This is a genomic window from Limimaricola litoreus, assembly GCF_024159025.1.
Classification (GTDB): Bacteria; Pseudomonadota; Alphaproteobacteria; order Rhodobacterales; family Rhodobacteraceae; genus Limimaricola; species Limimaricola litoreus.
On record NZ_JAMYXC010000024.1, the window covers coordinates 18,484 to 34,239 of the forward strand.

Here is a 15,756-nt window from a genome sequence, read left to right on the forward strand (position 1 = left end):
GGCTTGTAATGAAGGCGGCGTTGCCGATTTCAGGCGGTCGGTCCGAATGAGGGGCCGGGGGCCTTGCTCGCCAAGGCGCACCGTCAGCCCTCGCCGAGTCCGGCCTCGATCTGCCGCGCCGTGGCGAGCAGCGCCTCGTCGGCACCGTGCCCCGCGATCAGCATGAGGCTCAAGAGCACGCCCTCGTGGCGATAGGGCAGGGCGATGCTGCAGCCGTCGGCGATATTGCCCAGCGTCGTGTTGCGCAGCGCCAGGAGGTTCAGCCGGTTGAAGGCCGCGTCATCCGACAGCTCCTCGGGCCTCGGCGGCAGGATCGCGACCGTCGGCAGCAGCAGGGCCTCGCCCTCGAGCGCGGCGGTGAACGCCGCGGCAAAGCGCTGTCGCGCGTTGAGTGTCTGGCGATAGGCCACGGCCGAGACCTCGTCGGCGCGCTGCATCCGCGCATGGACGCGGGGGTCGAACTGATCGGCTTGTGCGTGAAACGCGGCCTCGTGATGCGCGCGGCATTCCACCGCCGTCAGGTGCCACGGTGGGATATCGCCCAGCTCTTCGAGGAGCGGCAGCGGCGTCTCCTCGACCGGCATGTCCTTGCGCAGCTGCGCGAGCCGCGCCTCGAACCCGGCGGCGACTTCCGGGTCGAGCCCGTCGAAACCGAAGCCACGCGCCACGCGCAGGCGCAGTGGCGCCGGGGGGGCCTCGGGCGCGTCGCGTCCGGCCATCGCGCGCCATGTCGCGGCACAGCTCGCCACGTCACGCGCGATCGGGCCGAGGCTGTCGAGACTGTCCGAAAGCGGCACCGTGCCGGTGCGCGGCACGCTGGACTGGCTCGGCTTGAAGCCGGTCAGCCCGCAGAAGGCCGCCGGGATGCGCAGCGAGCCGCCGGTGTCGCTGCCGATCGCCACATCGGCGAGGCCCGCCGCGACCGAGGCCGCGCCGCCCGAGGTCGAGCCGCCGGGGATGCGCCCCGGCCAGGCCGGGTTGTCTGCGGTGCCGTGGTGATCGTTGAGGCCGAGGCCGGAATAGGCCAGCTCGGACATCGCCGTATGCCCGACCATCACCGCGCCCTTGGCGCGCAGCCGTGCCACGGCGGGGGCATCGGACCGCGCCGCCGGACCGGTTTCGAGAAACCGCGTGCCGGCATGGGTCACCTCGCCCGCCACGTCGAAGAGCCCCTTGACCGAGACCAGCGCCCCGGCGAGCGGGCCGTCCAGCCGCGCGGCGCGCGCGGCATCCTCGCGCGCGGCCTCGTCGAAGACCTTTGTGTAGATGCCGCGCGGGCCGCCGTCCGGCCCGAGCCGCTCGAGCAACGCCTCGAGCCGGGCCGTGGCCTGCGGCCCGCTCCAGCTTTGCCCGCTCATGCCGTCGCCCCCCGATCGGGGCTGCGGCGCGCGTGGAAGGGCAGCGGGTACAACGGGAAGAGGTTCGAAGCGGCCGGTGTGCCGATCCGGCGATCGGGCAGGCCCTTGGTCGTGTCGAATGGCATGTGATGCGTCCTCGGGGTTGACGGCGGCGGATGGGTCGGGTGTCGCGCGGATAATGGGCGAAGTTCCAGGCCGCCTCCACCATGAAAGAGATCTCGTCTCATGATCCTAGGCGGGCGGGCAGGGAGGGGGGCGACGACATGCGCAGGGTGCGGCGGGCCGGCCCCCGGCCACGGTCGGGGGAGAGGGCTGCTGGCCGCTGGCACATGTGACGACATGCCGCTAGAAGGCGCCGGAATATCGGATCGACCTCAGGTAGAACGGACGACATGGCCACGACTTCAGCCGAGATGCGCCACACCATCTCGAAGATGGACGACGAACAGATCCCGGTGCCGCGCCACCGCCTGCACGGGCCGGGGCATTTCCTGGGGCTTTACGCCGCCGAACACGTGGCGGCGACGGAATTCGTGATCGGTGCGGCCTTCGTGGCACTCGGCGCCACGATCCATGACATCCTGATCGGCCTGCTGATCGGCAACATCCTCGCGGTGCTGAGCTTCTGGCTGATCACCGCGCCGATCGCGGTCAAGACCCGGCTCAGCCTCTACACCTATCTCGAACAGAACATGGGAGAGGTGTTTTCCCGGCTCTACAACGGGGCCAACGTGCTGATCTTTGTGGTCATCTCCGCCGCGATGATCACCGTCTCGGCCACCGCGCTGCGGGTGTTGTTCGGCATATCGCCGCAGGTCATGGCTTATCCGACCAGCCCGGCCTTCGTGCTGATCGCCGCCTCCGCCAGCGTGATCGCGGTGCTCGTGGCCTATTACGGCTTCAACGTGCTCAGCGAGTTCGCCTCGATCTGCGCGCCGTGGCTGATGGTGATGTTCACGGTGGGCGGCATGGTGCTGATCCCCTCGCTCAACGAGGCGCTGACCGGCCGGACCATGCTCACCGGCTTTCAGGACTTCGTCGATCTGGCGGGGGCGACCGTGTTCACCGGCACCAACGCGCAGGGCGATCCGGGCATCGGCATCTGGGAGGTCATCGGCTTTGCCTGGGCGGCCAATACCTTCGCGCATTTCGGGCTGATCGACATGGCGCTGCTGCGCTATGCGCGCAAGACGCGCTACGGCCTCGCCACGGCGACGGGCATGATGTTCGGCCATTACGTCGCCTGGATCTCGGCGGCGCTGATGGGCGCGGCCACGGCGGCCGCCCTGCAGACCTCCATCGCCGTCGTCTCGCCCGGCGACGTCGCCTATCTGGCGCTGGGTGCCAGCGGCTTCGTCATCGTCATCGTTGCAGGCTGGACCACCGCGAACTCCAACCTCTACCGCGCGGGCCTCGCCGCGCAGGCGGTGTTTCCCAACACCTCGCGCACCAAGGTGACGCTGATCGTGGGCGCCGTGGTGGTGGTGGGCAGCTGCTTTCCGATCATCTACCGCAGCTTCCTGCCGCTTTTGACCTATGCGGGCCTGCTGCTGGTGCCGGTGGGCGGCATCGTCTTCGCCGAGCAGCACCTGTTCGAGCGGCTGGGGATGAAGACATATTGGCGCAAGCTGAGCGGCGCGCGGCAGAACGTCCCGGCCATCGTCACATGGGCCGTGGCGCTGGTGTTCGGCTTCGGGCTGAACCTCGCCGACATCTTTCCCTTCTACTACCTCTTCGTGCCGACCTGGATCCTGTCGGTTTTGCTCTACACGGTCCTCGCCAAGCGGGCCGGGGCGGATGGTGAGTGGCCCGAGGCCGAGCGGAAGCTCGCCGCCTTCGACCGCGCCGTCGCCGAGCATCACCGGGAGCTGGAGCAGCGCGAGGCCTGCGCGCCCCAGCGCGACATGGGCCTGCTCACGTGGATCATCCGCGCGACGTGGATCCTCGTCGGGCTCGTGGTGCCCGCGGTGCTGGGCTGGCGCGCCATGTTCGCGAGCCCCGATCACGCCAGCTACCTGGCGAACCGCGAGGTGTTCTACGATCTGACCATCTGGTGCACCGCGGTCTATTTCGCCTTCGCCTGGTGGGATCTGAAACGCGCGAAGGCCCCTGCGCGGCAGGCCATGCCCGCCGAATGCCCCGCCGAATAGGGGCATTGCCGCCATATCAGCGAAGGGGCCCGTCGCGATCGGTTGGCCCGGACACGCCGCAGAAATCCTGCGGCGTGTTTTCGTATGTGGCGTCCATCGCCGGATGAACTGAACGAAACCGGCCAGATCCGCGGGTTTGCTCAAGGGACGGGCTTGGGCTAACCACGTTTGCGAAGCAGCGCGGGAGCCGCCTATGTTACGTCCGACCGTGCATGATGTGGCGCATGTGGCCAATGTCAGCCTCTCGACCGTCGACCGCGTGCTCAACGGCCGCGACGGGGTGCGCGCGGCGACACGCGAGCGGGTCCGCGCCGCGATGCGCGAGCTGGGCTACGAGCGCGACATCATGGCCGCCAACCTGTCGCGCAAGCGGGTCTACAAGGTGCATTTCACGCTCCCCGAAGGGCCCAACAGCTTCATGCGCAACCTCGCCGAGGAGGTGCGCGCCCAAACGCGCCACGCCGCACGCGCGCGCATCGAAATCAGCGTCTCGACGGTGCCGCCCTTCGACGGGCGCGCGCTTGCGGCCGATCTGCGCCGGGTGCGCGAGACGGCCCCGGACGGGGTGGTCGTGGTCGCCACCGATGACGCCGAGGTGCGGCAGGCGGTCTTTGATCTGCGGGCCGCGGGGATCGAGGTGATCACGCTGGTGTCGGATCTTCCGACCTCCGGGCGCGCCCATTTCGTCGGGATCGACAATGTCTCGGCCGGGCGGACGGCGGCGGGGCTCCTGGGCCGGTTCTGTCAGGATCGGCAGGGCCGGATCGCCATCGTCGCGGGCTCCATGCTGCTGCGCGATCATGTCGAGCGCAGGCTCGGCTTCGAGCAGGTCATGCATGCCGAGTTCGCGCATCTGCAGCTGATGCCGCCGCTCGAGGGGCGCGACGAGGCCGACCGGGTCGAGCAGCTGATGAGCGACGCGTTCGGGGCGCATGACGATATCGTCGGCATCTACAGCCTTGGCGGCGGCAACGGCGGCCTGCGGCGGGCGCTGGGCCGTATGGCCCCCACGCCATGGCCCATGGTCGTGGCCCATGAGCTGACCGCGCAATCGCGCGCGGCGCTGCAGGATGGCGCTTTCGACGCGGTGCTGCATCAGGACATCGCACGCGAGGTGCGCCACGCGCTCGACATTCTGCGCAAGCTGATCGACGCGGCCCCGGTCGATCCGGGCGCCGGGTTGATCCAGACCGAAATCTTCCTGCGCGACAACCTGCCCTAGCGCGGGAAAAGGCGATGGCTTGCGCATGAGGTTTTTTGATGTACGTTAGTCAAGAATTCGCCGCGTTGGCGGAACGGGCCTGATGCAGGGCCTTTCGCCAGGGCGGGGCCATGCACCGGCCTGATCGCATGGCGCGGGGCGCAAGGGAGAGAGCGAGAGACCATGACAGAGTTCTTCAAGGGGATCCCGGCGATCCGCCACGGCGGTCCCGGGGCCGACAGCGATTTCGCCTTCCGCCATTACGACCCCGAGGAGGTCGTGATGGGCAAGACCATGAAGGAGCATCTGCGCTTCTCGGTCGCCTATTGGCACAGCTTCGCCTGGGAGGGGGGCGATCCCTTCGGCGGGCAGACCTTCGACCGGCCCTGGTTCGGCGAGGGGATGGAGAAGGCGAAGCTGAAGGCCGACGTCGCCTTCGAGATGTTCGAGATCCTCGGCGCGCCGTATTTCTGTTTCCACGACGTGGATGCGCGGCCCGAGGGCGCGAGCTTCGCAGAGAACACCCGCAACCTGCGCGAGATCACCGACTACTTCCAGGGCAAGATGGAGGAGACGGGGACGAAGCTTCTATGGGGCACGGCGAACCTGTTCTCGCATCGGCGCTACATGTCGGGTGCCGCGACCAATCCCGACCCGGATGTCTATGCCTTTGCCGCGGCGACGGTGAAGTCCTGCATCGACGCCACGCATCAGCTCGGCGGCGAGAACTACGTGCTGTGGGGCGGGCGCGAGGGCTACGAGACGCTGCTCAACACCGACATGGGGCGCGAGCGTCAGCAGGCGGGCCGCTTCCTGACCCAAGCGGTCGAATACGCCCGCAAGATCGGCTTTGACGGCACCATCCTGATCGAGCCCAAGCCGCAGGAGCCGACCAAGCACCAGTACGACTACGACGTCGCGACAGTCTACGGCTTCCTCAAGGACTTCGGGCTGGAAAAGGAGGTGAAGGTCAACATCGAGCAGGGCCACGCGATCCTCGCCGGCCACAGCTTCGAGCACGAGCTGGCGCTGGCGCGCGAGCTGGGCATCTTCGGCTCGATCGACATGAACCGCAACGACTACCAGTCGGGTTGGGACACCGACCAGTTCCCCAACAACGTGCCCGAGATGACGCTGGCCTATTACGAGGTGCTGCGCGCGGGCGGCTTCACCACCGGCGGCACCAATTTCGACGCCAAGCTGCGGCGCCAGTCGCTCGACGCGGAGGACCTGATCCTCGCGCATGTCGGCGGCATGGACGCCTGTGCCGCGGGCTTCAAGGCGGCGGCGAAGATGCTGGAGGACGGCAAACTCGAGGCCGCGCGCGACGCGCGCTACGCGGGCTGGGAGACGGCGCAGGCCAAGACGATGCTCGCGGGCGGCTTCGAGGAGATCGCGACGCGGGTCGAGGGCGAGGGGATCAACCCCGAACCCCGTTCGGGGCGGCAGGAACGGCTCGAAAACCTCGTGAACCGCTACCTCTGAGCGAGCGCGGTCGCTCAGAGAGGGGCGGCGCGTTCATCAAGAGAGGTAGCCGGAGAAGCGCCGCTTGCCCGGGATCGGATGTCTCGGGCAGGGCGCTGTCCTCTCAGAGCGCGGCGGTCGCCGGCTCGGAGACGGGGCGCTGCGACGGGATCGGCATTTCCGCAATGACGGTGGTGTTTTCGCCCAGCTCATCACGGGCATCGGCGACGATCCGCTCCGCCTCCTCGATCGTGTCCGCGGGCTTGCGCCAGAGGAACTTCGTTCCGTCCTTGCCGCGCCGCCGGGCGACGACGTCGTATTCCGTGGCGGCCTGTGGCCCGGACCGGAGGCGAAGCCCGGTGTCGGTGCATTGCAGCGGAACGATCTCGATCGAGTGGGTCATTGAATTGTCGCGTGTTGTTTCGGATGCCGCTCTCTTAGCGCAACAAGCCGCAACATGTAACCGCCCGGCTCCAGAAGACCGCCGACATTGTGTCCCGCGCCCTCCCGCGCGCAAATGCCGGGTTGAGTCGCCCCGCGAATTTGCGCATCTTCGCGCCGACTCGTCCGGGTCGGCGCCGATCATCGGTGCCCGCCCGGAACAGGTCGTCGCGGTCCCATAGCTCAACTGGATAGAGCAGCTGACTTCTAATCAGCAGGTTGGGGGTTCGAGTCCTCCTGGGATCGCCACTTTCTTCGAACCGCCCGGGCAAACCCGGAATGCCCCGCATCCTCAACAGCGAAGGATGCGAAGCGTTTTCTTCGCCGGAACAAAGCGCCAAACGGCGTCAGTCGGTCTTTTTCTCAAGCCGTGCCGCGCGCAGGGCGGCGATCTTGGCGTTGCGCGCCTCGGTCTCGGCGTCGAGGATGGCACGGGCGGCGCGGGTGGTGACATCGCCCTTGGTTTCGGCGACGGGTGCCGGCGCGGGCCGGGCAGGGGCGGCGCCATTCGCCTGGGTCATGCGGGCTTCGAGATTGGCGAAGGTCGATTCGAGGGCGTTCATGATCTGTCCTTTATCGGGGCACCGTCGGGACATCGCGGCGGGGTCAGCGCGCCGCATGTGCCGTTGCAATGCAACCTATGTCGCCATCGTCGCCCGGCAAGGTGCCATGTTTTGCATTCCACCGCGCAAGAAGCGGCGCGGGCGTCGCGAAAGGGGCTGGGGCGGTGCGGCGGTGCGGTGTAGACCAAGCCCGGAGGATCGGCATCAAGACCAACCCATGAGGACAGAGCAGATGATGAAACGGGCAATCTCAACGGCGGGGCTTTCGGCGGCCATCGGCCTCGTGGCGGCGGCGGCCTCGGCGCAGGGGCTGGCGGGCGGCACGCTCGCGCTCGAAACCTCCGCCTTCTTCGAAGAGGGTGCGATCGGCCATACCAGCTATTCGGGCGGGCTGCAGTTCGACATCGGGCTTGGTTTCGGCGCGGCGGTCGACCTGGCCTCCTACGGCTTTTCGGGCTTCGGGGCCGACGGCAGCAATGCGACGCTGCACGCGCTTTACGATTTCGGTCCCTTCGTGATGGGCCTCGATGGCGCGGTAGTCGGGGCCTTCGTGGGGCGCGATGACTACGAGGAGGGCGATGCGGAGATTTATGGCATCGAAGCCGCCGCCTCGGTCTTCGGGCTTCGCGGCGAGGGCTATCTGGCGCACCATGACGGCACGCGCGGCGGGGCCGCGGTGGCCGGTCTTTCGGCGCGCTACGAGATCACGCCCGCGATCTTCGCCATGGGCGAGATTGGCTTTGCCGATGCGGATGAGGAAGGCGCCCTGACCCGCGTGGCGCTGGGCGGCGGCTACCGGATCGACGGCGGCCCGCGGCTCTGGGGCGAGCTGGGCCGGATCGAGGCCGAAGACGAGGCCTTCGGCGGTGACGAGACCTTTCTCGCCATCGGCGCCGAGATCGGCTTCGGTGCCCTGTCGGGCACCAGCTTCGGCACGCGCAGCCTGTTCGACGTGGTGCCGGGGCTCTAGGCCCCGCCCGATTGCCCGATGGCGCGCAATTGCCCCGACACGAGAGCGGCCCAGTCCTCGGGCCGCTCCATCGGCGGCAGATGCCCGGCCCGGCGCAGGATCTCGAAGCGCGCGCCGGGGATCAGCTCCACCGTCTCGCGCATGAGATCGGTGGGCACCGAGCGGTCCTCGGCCCCCGCGATGCCCAGCACCGGCAGCCGCAGCCCCGAGACAGGGGTCCACAGATCGGTGCCCGAGACCGCGGCGCAGCCGCCAATATAGCCCTCCACCTCCGTGCCGCCCAGCATCCGCCGCGCCCGGCCCGCCGCGGAGCCATGGCGGGCATCGCGCCCGAGCCAGCGGTCGAGCACCGTCTCGACCTGTGCGGCGAGCCCCTCGCGCCGGATCGTGGCGATGCGGTCGTCCCAGATCTTGGGCGTGCCGATCTTGGCCGCGGTGTTCGACAGGATCAGCGCGCGCACGAGATCGAGCCGCTTGACCGCCAGCCCCTGCGCCACCATGCCGCCCAGCGACAGCCCCGCTACCACCGTCTCGCGCAGGCCGTGCGCCTCGATCACCGCCTCGGCGTCCGAAACCATCTGTCCCATGGAGTAGGGGGCCGGCGGTACGTCCGAGCCGCCATGGCCACGCAGGTCGTAGCGCAGCACGCGAATGTCGCCGGGCAGGAGCGGCAGCACCGCGTCCCACAGCGTCATGTCCATGCCGAGCCCATGCAGCAGCACCAGCGCGGGCGCGCCCTCGGGCCCCTCGATCCGGGTGGCCAGGCGGCAGCCGTCGCGCGCCTCGACGATCACCCGAGCGTCTCCAGCGCGCGGGCGAAGATCGGCGCGTCGACATTGCCGCCCGTCGCCACCGCGATCACCGCCTCGCCCTCGATCTTGTCGGGGTGAAACAGCGCCGCGGCCAAGGCCACCGCGCCGCCGGGCTCGATCACGATCTTCAGGTGCCGGAAGGCCAGCGCCATGGCGCGCAGCACCTCGTCCTCGGTCACCACGAGGCCGGGCCCGGCGAGGCGGTTCAGGATCGGAAAGGTGAGGTCGCCGGGCTGCGGCGTGATGATGGCGTCGCAGATCGAACCGCTGAGCCGGGCGTTGCGGCAAATCTCGCCCGCCGCGAGGCTGCGGGCGGCATCGTCGAACCCCTCGGGCTCGGAGGTGCGCAGCCGCATCTTCGGCGCCTGCGCCTCGAGCGCGAGGGCAATGCCCGCGCTCAGCCCGCCGCCGCCGCAGCAGACCAGCACATCCGCCGCCTCCACGCCCAGTTCGGCGGCCTGCTCGGCGATCTCGAGCCCCGTCGTACCTTGCCCGGCGATCACCAAGGCCGCGTCGAAGGGCTTGATCAGCGTCAGGCCGCGTTCCTCGGCCAGCGCCGCGCCCATGGCGTCGCGGTCGTCGGTCTCGCGGTCGAATGGCACGACCTCGGCGCCCAGCGCCTTCGTTCCGTCGATCTTGGCCTGCGGTGCGTCGATCGGCATCAGGATCACCGCCGGGACGCCATGGGCGCGCGCGGCATGGGCCACGCCCTGCGCATGGTTGCCCGAGGAAAAGGCGATAACCCCACGCGCCCGCTCGGCCTCGGGGATGGCCGAGACGGCGGACCAGCCGCCGCGCGCCTTGAACGAGCCGGTGACCTGCAGACATTCGGCCTTTACCAGCACCCGGCGGCCCGCCATGCGGTCGAGTGCCGGGGCCTCCAGAAGCGGCGTGCGCCGCAGGTTGTTCGCGATGCGCGCACGTGCCGCGCGGATCATCTCGATATCGCTCAAAGCCCGTCCTCCTCGGCCGACCGGCACTTTGCCAGCCAGCCCTGCAATGCCGCGAGCGACGACGGCTCGTCAAGAAAGGGCACATGGCCGCGCCCGGGCACTTCGGCAAAGATCATCCCGGGGTTGCGGCGGCGCATCTCCTGCGCGGTCTCGGCCGTCAGCAGCTCGGAGTTCGCGCCCCGGATCAGCGCCAAGGGCAGGCCCGAGAGCGCCTCGAACAGCGGCCACAGGTCGGGCGCGGGCTGCACCGCGCCGTCCAGCACCGCCTCGCGCAGCTTCGGGTCGTAGCGTAGCTCAAGCCCCTTCGGCGTCTCCTCGTACTGCGCGCGCACCTCCGCCAGCCAGCGCGCATGCGGCACATCCTCGAAACCGGTCCATGTCTTGGCGCGAAAGCGCGCGGCCTCTTCCCATGTCTTTTGCGCGGGCCGCCGCCCGAGATAGCCCTCGATCGTCTCTAGCCCCGCGGGCGCGATCTCGGGGCCGATGTCGTTGAGCGCCACGCCGATCAGCCGGTGCTTTGCACTGGCGGCCAGCACCATGGCGATCAGCCCCCCGCGCGAGGTGCCCAGGATGGCGGCGCGCTCCAGCCGCAGGTGATCCATCAGCGCCAGCACGTCGCGCGCCTCTTGTCCCACCGTGTAGCTCGCCGGATCGGCCCGGTCGGACCGCCCCCGGCCGCGGTAGTCGGGCCGGATCAGACGGACGCCGCCCAGATGCGGTGCCACGTGGTCGAAATCGGCGGCGTTGCGCGACAGCCCGGGCAGGCACAGAAGCGGCAGGCCCTCGCCCTCGTCGAGGTAATGCAGCCCGACGCCGTCCTCCGCCGCGAAGCGCGGCATCAGGCGAAGCCCGAGATATGGGTCAGGTCGGGCAGCACGTGGGTCGGGCGCGACCAGAGCCTGTCACGCGGCTCATCATGGCGATTCACCCAGGCAGTGATGAAGCCGTAGCCCGTCGCCCCTGCGATGTCCCAGAAGTTGGAGCTGACGAAGAGCACCTCGTTCTTGGTGCAGCCGAAATGCTGCCCCACGAGGTCGTAGACCCGTGCGTCGGGCTTGTAGACGCCCGCATCCTCGGCCGAGAGCACCGCGTCGAGGCTACCGCCGATGCCGGCGCTTTCCACCGCGCGCTCGAGCATCTGCGGCGCGCCGTTCGACAGGATCGCGACGTTGCGGCCCTTGGACTTTAGGTCGGTCAGCACCTCGCGCGCCTCGGGAAAGGCGGGCAGCGTGTCGTAGAGCGCCAAGAGCCGGGCGCGCAGATCGGGGTCCGACAGCCCGGATTTTTCGAGCGCATAGGTCAGCGCATCGGCGGTGACATGGCCGAAATCGATGTGATGGCCCGCGATGCTGCGCAGCCATGTGTATTCGAGCTGCTTGGTGCGCCAATCGCGCGAGACCTGCTCCCAGCTGTCGGCCAGCGCCTCGCCGCCCGGCTCGGCGCTGGCGATGCGGGCGGCGCCGGCGACGTCGAAGATCGTGCCATAGGCGTCGAATACGATGGTGCTGATGGTCATGAATTTCCCCCTGTGGTGGCGAGGCTGGCATGCCTCGTGTCCCAGTGAAAGCCTTCCGGGAGCGATCGGGTTGCGAATTGGGCCCAGTCTTCCTACCTAGGGGGGGACAGACGAGGAGCACCCGCAAGCGGCGGCCTCCGGAAATTCACCCGACGATCCCAGTTCAAGGAGAGGCTCATGACGCAAGTCAAGCAGGGCGACACCGTGCGCATCCATTACACCGGCACTCTGACCGATGGTCAGACCTTCGATTCGAGCGAAGGCCGCGACCCGCTCGAATTCCAGGTCGGCTCGGGCCAGATCATCCCCGGTCTCGACAGCGCCATGCCCGGCATGGAAGTCGGCGAGAAGAAGACCGTCGAAGTGGCCTGCGACAACGCCTATGGCCAGCCCGACCCGAACGCCCGCCAGGCCGTGCCGCGCGATTCGATCCCGGCCGACATCCCGACCGATCCGGGCACCCGCCTGCAGATGCAGACCCCGCAGGGCCAGGTCGTGCCGGTCACCGTGATCGAGGCCACCGAGGAGCAGGTCGTGCTCGACGCGAACCACCCGCTCGCGGGCCAGGACCTGACCTTTAACGTCGAGCTCGTCGGCGTCGATCCGGCCTGATCCCAGGCATGATGGCTTGGAAAAGGCCCCGGCAGCGCGCGCTGCCGGGGCCTTTTTCCTGTGACATCCCGGGCCCTGCGCGCCAAGAAGGGGCCATGCTGATCCTGCCGCTCTACCTCGTCGCCGCCCTGCTCGAAATCTCCGGCTGCTTCGCGGTCTGGGCCTGGTGGCGGGGCGGGGCCTCGGCACTCTGGCTGATCCCCGGGGCCGCGGCGCTGGCGGGCTTCGCGCTGCTGCTGGCCTTCAGCCCCGCCGCCTTCGCGGGAAGGGCCTTCGCGGCCTATGGCGGGGTCTACATCGCCGCCTCACTGGGCTGGCTCTGGATCGCCGAAGGACAACGCCCCGACCGTTTCGATGCGGCCGGGGCGCTCATCTGCCTGACCGGCGCGGCGCTGATCCTGTGGGGGCCGCGCGGCTAGGCGCGCAAGTCTTCAGATGTTCTCGCTCTGGGGCATGCCGAGCACGTGGTAGCCGCCGTCGACATGCACGATCTCGCCCGTCGTGCAGGCCGCCGCGTCCGAGCAGAGATAGAGCGCTGTGCCGCCCACCGCCTCGAGCGTCGCGTTGGAGCGCAGCGGTGCGTTGGCGTCGGTGTGCTTGTAGGTCTTGCGCGCGCCGCCGATCGCCGCGCCCGCCAGCGTCTTCATCGGACCGGGAGAGACCGCGTTGACGCGGATGCCCTCGGGGCCGAGATCGTTGGCGAGGTAGCGCACGGAGGCCTCCAGCGCCGCCTTGGCCACGCCCATGACGTTGTAGAACGGCGTCACCTTGTTCGAGCCCTGGTAGGTCAGGGTGATGATCGAGCCCCCGGCGCTCATCAGCGGATGGGCGCGGCGGGCGATGTCGATCAGCGAGTAGCAGGAGATGTCGAGCGAGTTGCGGAAGTTTTCGCGGCTGGTGTTGATGAACCGGCCCGTCAGCTCGTCCTTGTTGGAATAGGCGATGGCGTGGACCACGAAGTCCAGCCGGCCCCAGCGGTCCTCGATCTTCTTGAAGGCCGCATCGAGCGAGGCGTCGTCGGTGACGTCCACGTCGAGCAGGAAGTCCGAGTTCACCTGCGCCACCAGCGGTGCCACGCGTCGGCCGAAGGTCTCGCCCTGATAGGAAAAGGCCAGCTCGGCACCGGCTCCGTGCAGCGCCTTGGCGATGCCCCAGGCGATCGACCGATCGTTCGCGACCCCCATGACAAGGCCGCGCTTGCCCACCATCGACATCATGTCCGTCTCTCCCGCTTGTGCGTCAGTCGTTGTAGCGGGACAGCAGCATCGAGCCGTTGGTGCCGCCGAATCCGAAGCTGTTGGTCATTACCGTGTCGAGGCCCGCGTTCTCGCGCAGCTCGGTCGCGATCTCGCCTTCGTTGATCCCCTCGGCGAGGTTCTCGACGTTGATCGACGGCGCGATGTAGTCGCCCTTGAGCATCAGCAGGCAATAGACCGCCTCCTGCGCGCCGGTGGCGCCCTGGCTGTGGCCGGTCATCGACTTGGTCGAGGAAATGGGCGGGGTTTTGCCCTCGCCGAAGACGCGGCGCACCGCCTCGACTTCGCCCACGTCGCCCACCGGCGTCGAAGTGCCATGGGCGTTGATGTAGCCCACCTTGCGGCCCTCGGGCAGGGTCGAGAGCGCCAGACGCATCGCCCGCTCGCCGCCTTCGCCCGACGGCGCCACCATGTCGTGCCCGTCCGAGGTCGCGGCAAAGCCGGTCACCTCGGCATAGATCTTGGCGCCACGCGCCTTCGCGTGCTCCAGCTCCTCGAGCACCACCATGCCGCCGCCACCGGCGATGACGAAACCGTCGCGGTCGCGATCGAAGGCGCGGGAGGCCTTTTCGGGGGTGTCGTTGAACTTCGACGACATTGCGCCCATCGCGTCGAACAGGCACGACAGGGTCCAGTCGAGCTCCTCGCCGCCACCGGCGAACATCACGTCCTGCTTGCCCATCATGATCTGCTCGGCGGCGGCGCCGATGCAGTGCAGCGAGGTCGAGCAGGCCGAGGTGATCGAGTAGTTGATGCCCTTGATCGAATAGGCGGTCGACAGGTTCGCCGAGACGGTCGAGGACATGCCGCGCGGCACCATGAGCGGGCCGATGCGCTTCGGCGAGCCGGATTTCAGCACCGTCTGGTGCGCGGCAAAGAGGTTCGAGGTCGAAGGCCCGCCAGAGCCCGCGATCAGTCCGGTGCGCTCGTTCGAGATCTCGCTCTCTTCGAGGCCCGCATCGGCGATGGCCTGGCGCATCGAGAGGTAGGCATAGCCCGCGCCCGGCCCCATGAAACGCAGCGTGCGCTTGTCGATCTCTTCCTTGAGGTCGACCTTGAGCGTGCCCGCGACACGGCTGCGAAAGCCGTATTCTGCCATTTCCTCGGAGGCCTCGATGCCCGAGCGGCCGGCGCGCAGCGCGGCGTCCACTTCTTCGGCAGAGTTTCCGATGGGTGAGACGACCCCGAGGCCGGTGACGACGACGCGACGCATGGCGCCTCCTTCCTTGTCAGGTTCAGCTCTCGGAGAGAGCGACCTTCATGTCCTTGACGAGATAGATGGTCTCACCGTCGGCCTCGACCCGGCCATCGGCGACGCCCATGGTCAGGCGGCGGGTCTGCACGGCCTTGGTGAAATCCACGTAATAGGTGAGCTTCTTGCGATCGGGACGCACCATGCCGGTGAGCTTCACCTCGCCGACGCCGAGCGCGTAGCCGCGTCCCTTCCAGCCGCGCCAGCCGAGGTTGAACCCGGTGAGCTGCCACAGCCCGTCGAGCCCGAGGCAGCCGGGCATGATCGGGTTGCCGGGGAAGTGGCATTCGAAGAACCACAGATCCGGCGTAATGTCGAACTCGGCCGTGATGTGGCCCTTGCCATGTTCGCCGCGATCGGCCGAGACATCGGTGATGCGGTCCATCATCAGCATCGGCGGCGCCGGAAGCTGGGCGTTGCCTTCGCCGAACAGTTCACCGCGCGCGCATTTTAAAAGCGCGTCCTTGTCGAACTGGGTCGGATATTCTGACATATGGCCCCGTCGGTTGCTCGTTGTCTGTCTGACCCAAGGCTGTAGCATCGCGGCGCGCGAGAGGGCAAGGGCGGCGCGGCCCGGCGCGATGTCGGGCCACATTGAAATCCTGTGCGATAAAGGGCATATCTGTCAGGTCATGACGCATACGCCCCATCCCCCCGCCCGCCGCGGCGCCGATTGGCTGGCCACCGCCGGGCTGCGCCCGACGCGCCAGCGGCTCGCGCTCGCCACGCTGCTGGTGGGCGACGGGCAGAACCGCCACGTCACCGCCGAAAGCCTGTTCGAGGCGGCGTCGCGCTCGGGTCACAAGGTGTCGCTCGCCACGGTGTACAACACGCTCTCGGCCTTTTGCGCCGCCGGGCTGATGCGCGAGATCACCGTGGACGGCTCCAAGAGCTATTTCGACACCGACATGACCGATCATCCGCACTTCTACTGGGAGGACGATGCGCGGCTGTCGGACGCGCCCTCCGAGCAGCTGGAGATCTCGCGCCTGCCCGATGCCCCCGACGGCGCGGAGATCGCCAAGGTTGACGTGGTGATCCGGCTGCGCCGCCGCTGAGCGGGCAGGGCGCGCGGGCGGCGCGACGTCCTCTTCATCTTTCTTCAAATACGCAAGGCCCCCGGCCAGCCCCGGGTGCTGCCTTCGGGTCATCTGCTTGCAGCTTCCCGCCCGCGCGCCTAGCCTCCGGCGCAAACTCAAAGGAGGTTG

General features: G+C 68.6%; 18 protein-coding genes and 1 tRNA gene. 8 read left to right on the plus strand and 11 right to left on the minus strand.

Annotated features, from left to right (window positions below; translation table 11 throughout):
• Positions 1-83 precede the first annotated feature (83 nt).
• Entirely contained in the window at positions 84-1,358 is a 1,275-nt protein-coding gene (locus NHG85_RS01445; protein WP_253329105.1) for an amidase family protein, read from the minus strand.
• The gene (locus NHG85_RS19645; RefSeq protein WP_256500047.1) at positions 1,355-1,483 is read right to left on the minus strand and encodes a hypothetical protein; all 129 of its coding nucleotides are present in this window, start codon (positions 1,481-1,483) and stop codon (positions 1,355-1,357) included. The genes NHG85_RS01445 and NHG85_RS19645 overlap by 4 nt, the downstream gene beginning before the upstream one ends.
• 267 nt (positions 1,484-1,750) lie before the next feature.
• On the opposite strand from NHG85_RS19645, the gene NHG85_RS01450 reads away from it, so the two are divergent.
• The 3 genes from NHG85_RS01450 to xylA all read left to right on the plus strand — a co-directional run bounded on the left by NHG85_RS01450 (position 1,751) and on the right by xylA (position 6,194).
• A complete protein-coding gene (locus tag NHG85_RS01450; protein WP_253329107.1) occupies positions 1,751-3,508 on the plus strand; it encodes a purine-cytosine permease family protein in 1,758 nt (585 codons plus the stop codon).
• Positions 3,509-3,701: 193 nt separating this feature from the next.
• Positions 3,702-4,730: a LacI family DNA-binding transcriptional regulator gene (locus NHG85_RS01455; RefSeq protein WP_253329109.1), complete on the plus strand. Its 1,029-nt coding sequence runs from the start codon at positions 3,702-3,704 to the stop codon at positions 4,728-4,730.
• A 162-nt stretch (positions 4,731-4,892) separates the two neighbouring features.
• Entirely contained in the window at positions 4,893-6,194 is a 1,302-nt protein-coding gene (gene xylA, locus NHG85_RS01460) for a xylose isomerase (RefSeq protein ID WP_253329111.1), read from the plus strand.
• Between the two features lie 103 nt (positions 6,195-6,297).
• Here xylA and NHG85_RS01465 read toward each other — a convergent pair whose 3' ends face one another.
• Complete coding sequence (locus tag NHG85_RS01465) at positions 6,298-6,576, minus strand: hypothetical protein (protein WP_253329113.1); 279 nt, start codon at positions 6,574-6,576, stop codon at positions 6,298-6,300.
• A gap of 210 nt (positions 6,577-6,786) precedes the next feature.
• Here NHG85_RS01465 and NHG85_RS01470 point away from each other — a divergent pair.
• Positions 6,787-6,863: transfer RNA gene (locus tag NHG85_RS01470), tRNA-Arg, on the plus strand.
• Between the two features lie 98 nt (positions 6,864-6,961).
• Here NHG85_RS01470 and NHG85_RS01475 read toward each other — a convergent pair.
• A complete protein-coding gene (locus tag NHG85_RS01475; RefSeq protein ID WP_253329114.1) occupies positions 6,962-7,177 on the minus strand; it encodes a hypothetical protein in 216 nt (71 codons plus the stop codon).
• A gap of 232 nt (positions 7,178-7,409) precedes the next feature.
• Between NHG85_RS01475 and NHG85_RS01480 the strand changes: the two genes are divergently transcribed.
• Positions 7,410-8,147, plus strand: a complete 738-nt coding sequence (locus tag NHG85_RS01480) for a hypothetical protein (RefSeq protein WP_253329116.1) — start codon at positions 7,410-7,412, stop codon at positions 8,145-8,147.
• Here NHG85_RS01480 and pcaD read toward each other — a convergent pair.
• The 4 genes from pcaD to NHG85_RS01500 are packed head-to-tail and all read right to left on the minus strand — an operon-like array spanning position 8,144 to position 11,428.
• A complete protein-coding gene (pcaD, locus tag NHG85_RS01485; protein WP_253329118.1) occupies positions 8,144-8,941 on the minus strand; it encodes a 3-oxoadipate enol-lactonase in 798 nt (265 codons plus the stop codon). The genes NHG85_RS01480 and pcaD overlap by 4 nt on opposite strands.
• Positions 8,938-9,912, minus strand: coding sequence for a threonine ammonia-lyase (locus NHG85_RS01490; protein WP_253329120.1), 975 nt, complete (start codon positions 9,910-9,912; stop codon positions 8,938-8,940). The genes pcaD and NHG85_RS01490 overlap by 4 nt, the downstream gene beginning before the upstream one ends.
• Positions 9,909-10,751 (minus strand): alpha/beta fold hydrolase, encoded by an 843-nt coding sequence (locus NHG85_RS01495; RefSeq protein WP_253329122.1) that lies wholly within the window; start codon positions 10,749-10,751, stop codon positions 9,909-9,911. Before NHG85_RS01495 ends, NHG85_RS01490 begins: the two co-directional genes overlap by 4 nt.
• Positions 10,751-11,428, minus strand: coding sequence for a haloacid dehalogenase type II (locus NHG85_RS01500; protein WP_253329124.1), 678 nt, complete (start codon positions 11,426-11,428; stop codon positions 10,751-10,753). Before NHG85_RS01500 ends, NHG85_RS01495 begins: the two co-directional genes overlap by 1 nt.
• A gap of 177 nt (positions 11,429-11,605) precedes the next feature.
• Here NHG85_RS01500 and NHG85_RS01505 point away from each other — a divergent pair, with 177 nt between their 5' ends.
• The gene (locus NHG85_RS01505; RefSeq protein ID WP_253329126.1) at positions 11,606-12,040 is read left to right on the plus strand and encodes an FKBP-type peptidyl-prolyl cis-trans isomerase; all 435 of its coding nucleotides are present in this window, start codon (positions 11,606-11,608) and stop codon (positions 12,038-12,040) included.
• 95 nt (positions 12,041-12,135) lie between these two features.
• Positions 12,136-12,459 carry a YnfA family protein gene (locus tag NHG85_RS01510; RefSeq protein WP_253329128.1) on the plus strand — a complete coding sequence of 108 codons (324 nt, stop codon included), beginning with the start codon at positions 12,136-12,138 and terminating at the stop codon, positions 12,457-12,459.
• A gap of 12 nt (positions 12,460-12,471) precedes the next feature.
• Here NHG85_RS01510 and NHG85_RS01515 read toward each other — a convergent pair whose 3' ends face one another.
• From NHG85_RS01515 to fabA, 3 genes are read right to left on the minus strand one after another with little or no spacing between them, the layout of a single operon-like run.
• Positions 12,472-13,257, minus strand: coding sequence for an enoyl-ACP reductase FabI (locus NHG85_RS01515; RefSeq protein ID WP_253329130.1), 786 nt, complete (start codon positions 13,255-13,257; stop codon positions 12,472-12,474).
• A gap of 22 nt (positions 13,258-13,279) precedes the next feature.
• Positions 13,280-14,509, minus strand: a complete 1,230-nt coding sequence (fabB, locus tag NHG85_RS01520) for a beta-ketoacyl-ACP synthase I (protein WP_253329132.1) — start codon at positions 14,507-14,509, stop codon at positions 13,280-13,282.
• Positions 14,510-14,531: 22 nt separating this feature from the next.
• Positions 14,532-15,041 (minus strand): bifunctional 3-hydroxydecanoyl-ACP dehydratase/trans-2-decenoyl-ACP isomerase, encoded by a 510-nt coding sequence (gene fabA / locus NHG85_RS01525; protein ID WP_253329134.1) that lies wholly within the window; start codon positions 15,039-15,041, stop codon positions 14,532-14,534.
• 139 nt (positions 15,042-15,180) lie between these two features.
• On the opposite strand from fabA, the gene irr reads away from it, so the two are divergent.
• Positions 15,181-15,606 (plus strand): Fur family transcriptional regulator Irr, encoded by a 426-nt coding sequence (gene irr / locus NHG85_RS01530; protein WP_253329136.1) that lies wholly within the window; start codon positions 15,181-15,183, stop codon positions 15,604-15,606.
• Positions 15,607-15,756 lie beyond the last annotated feature (150 nt).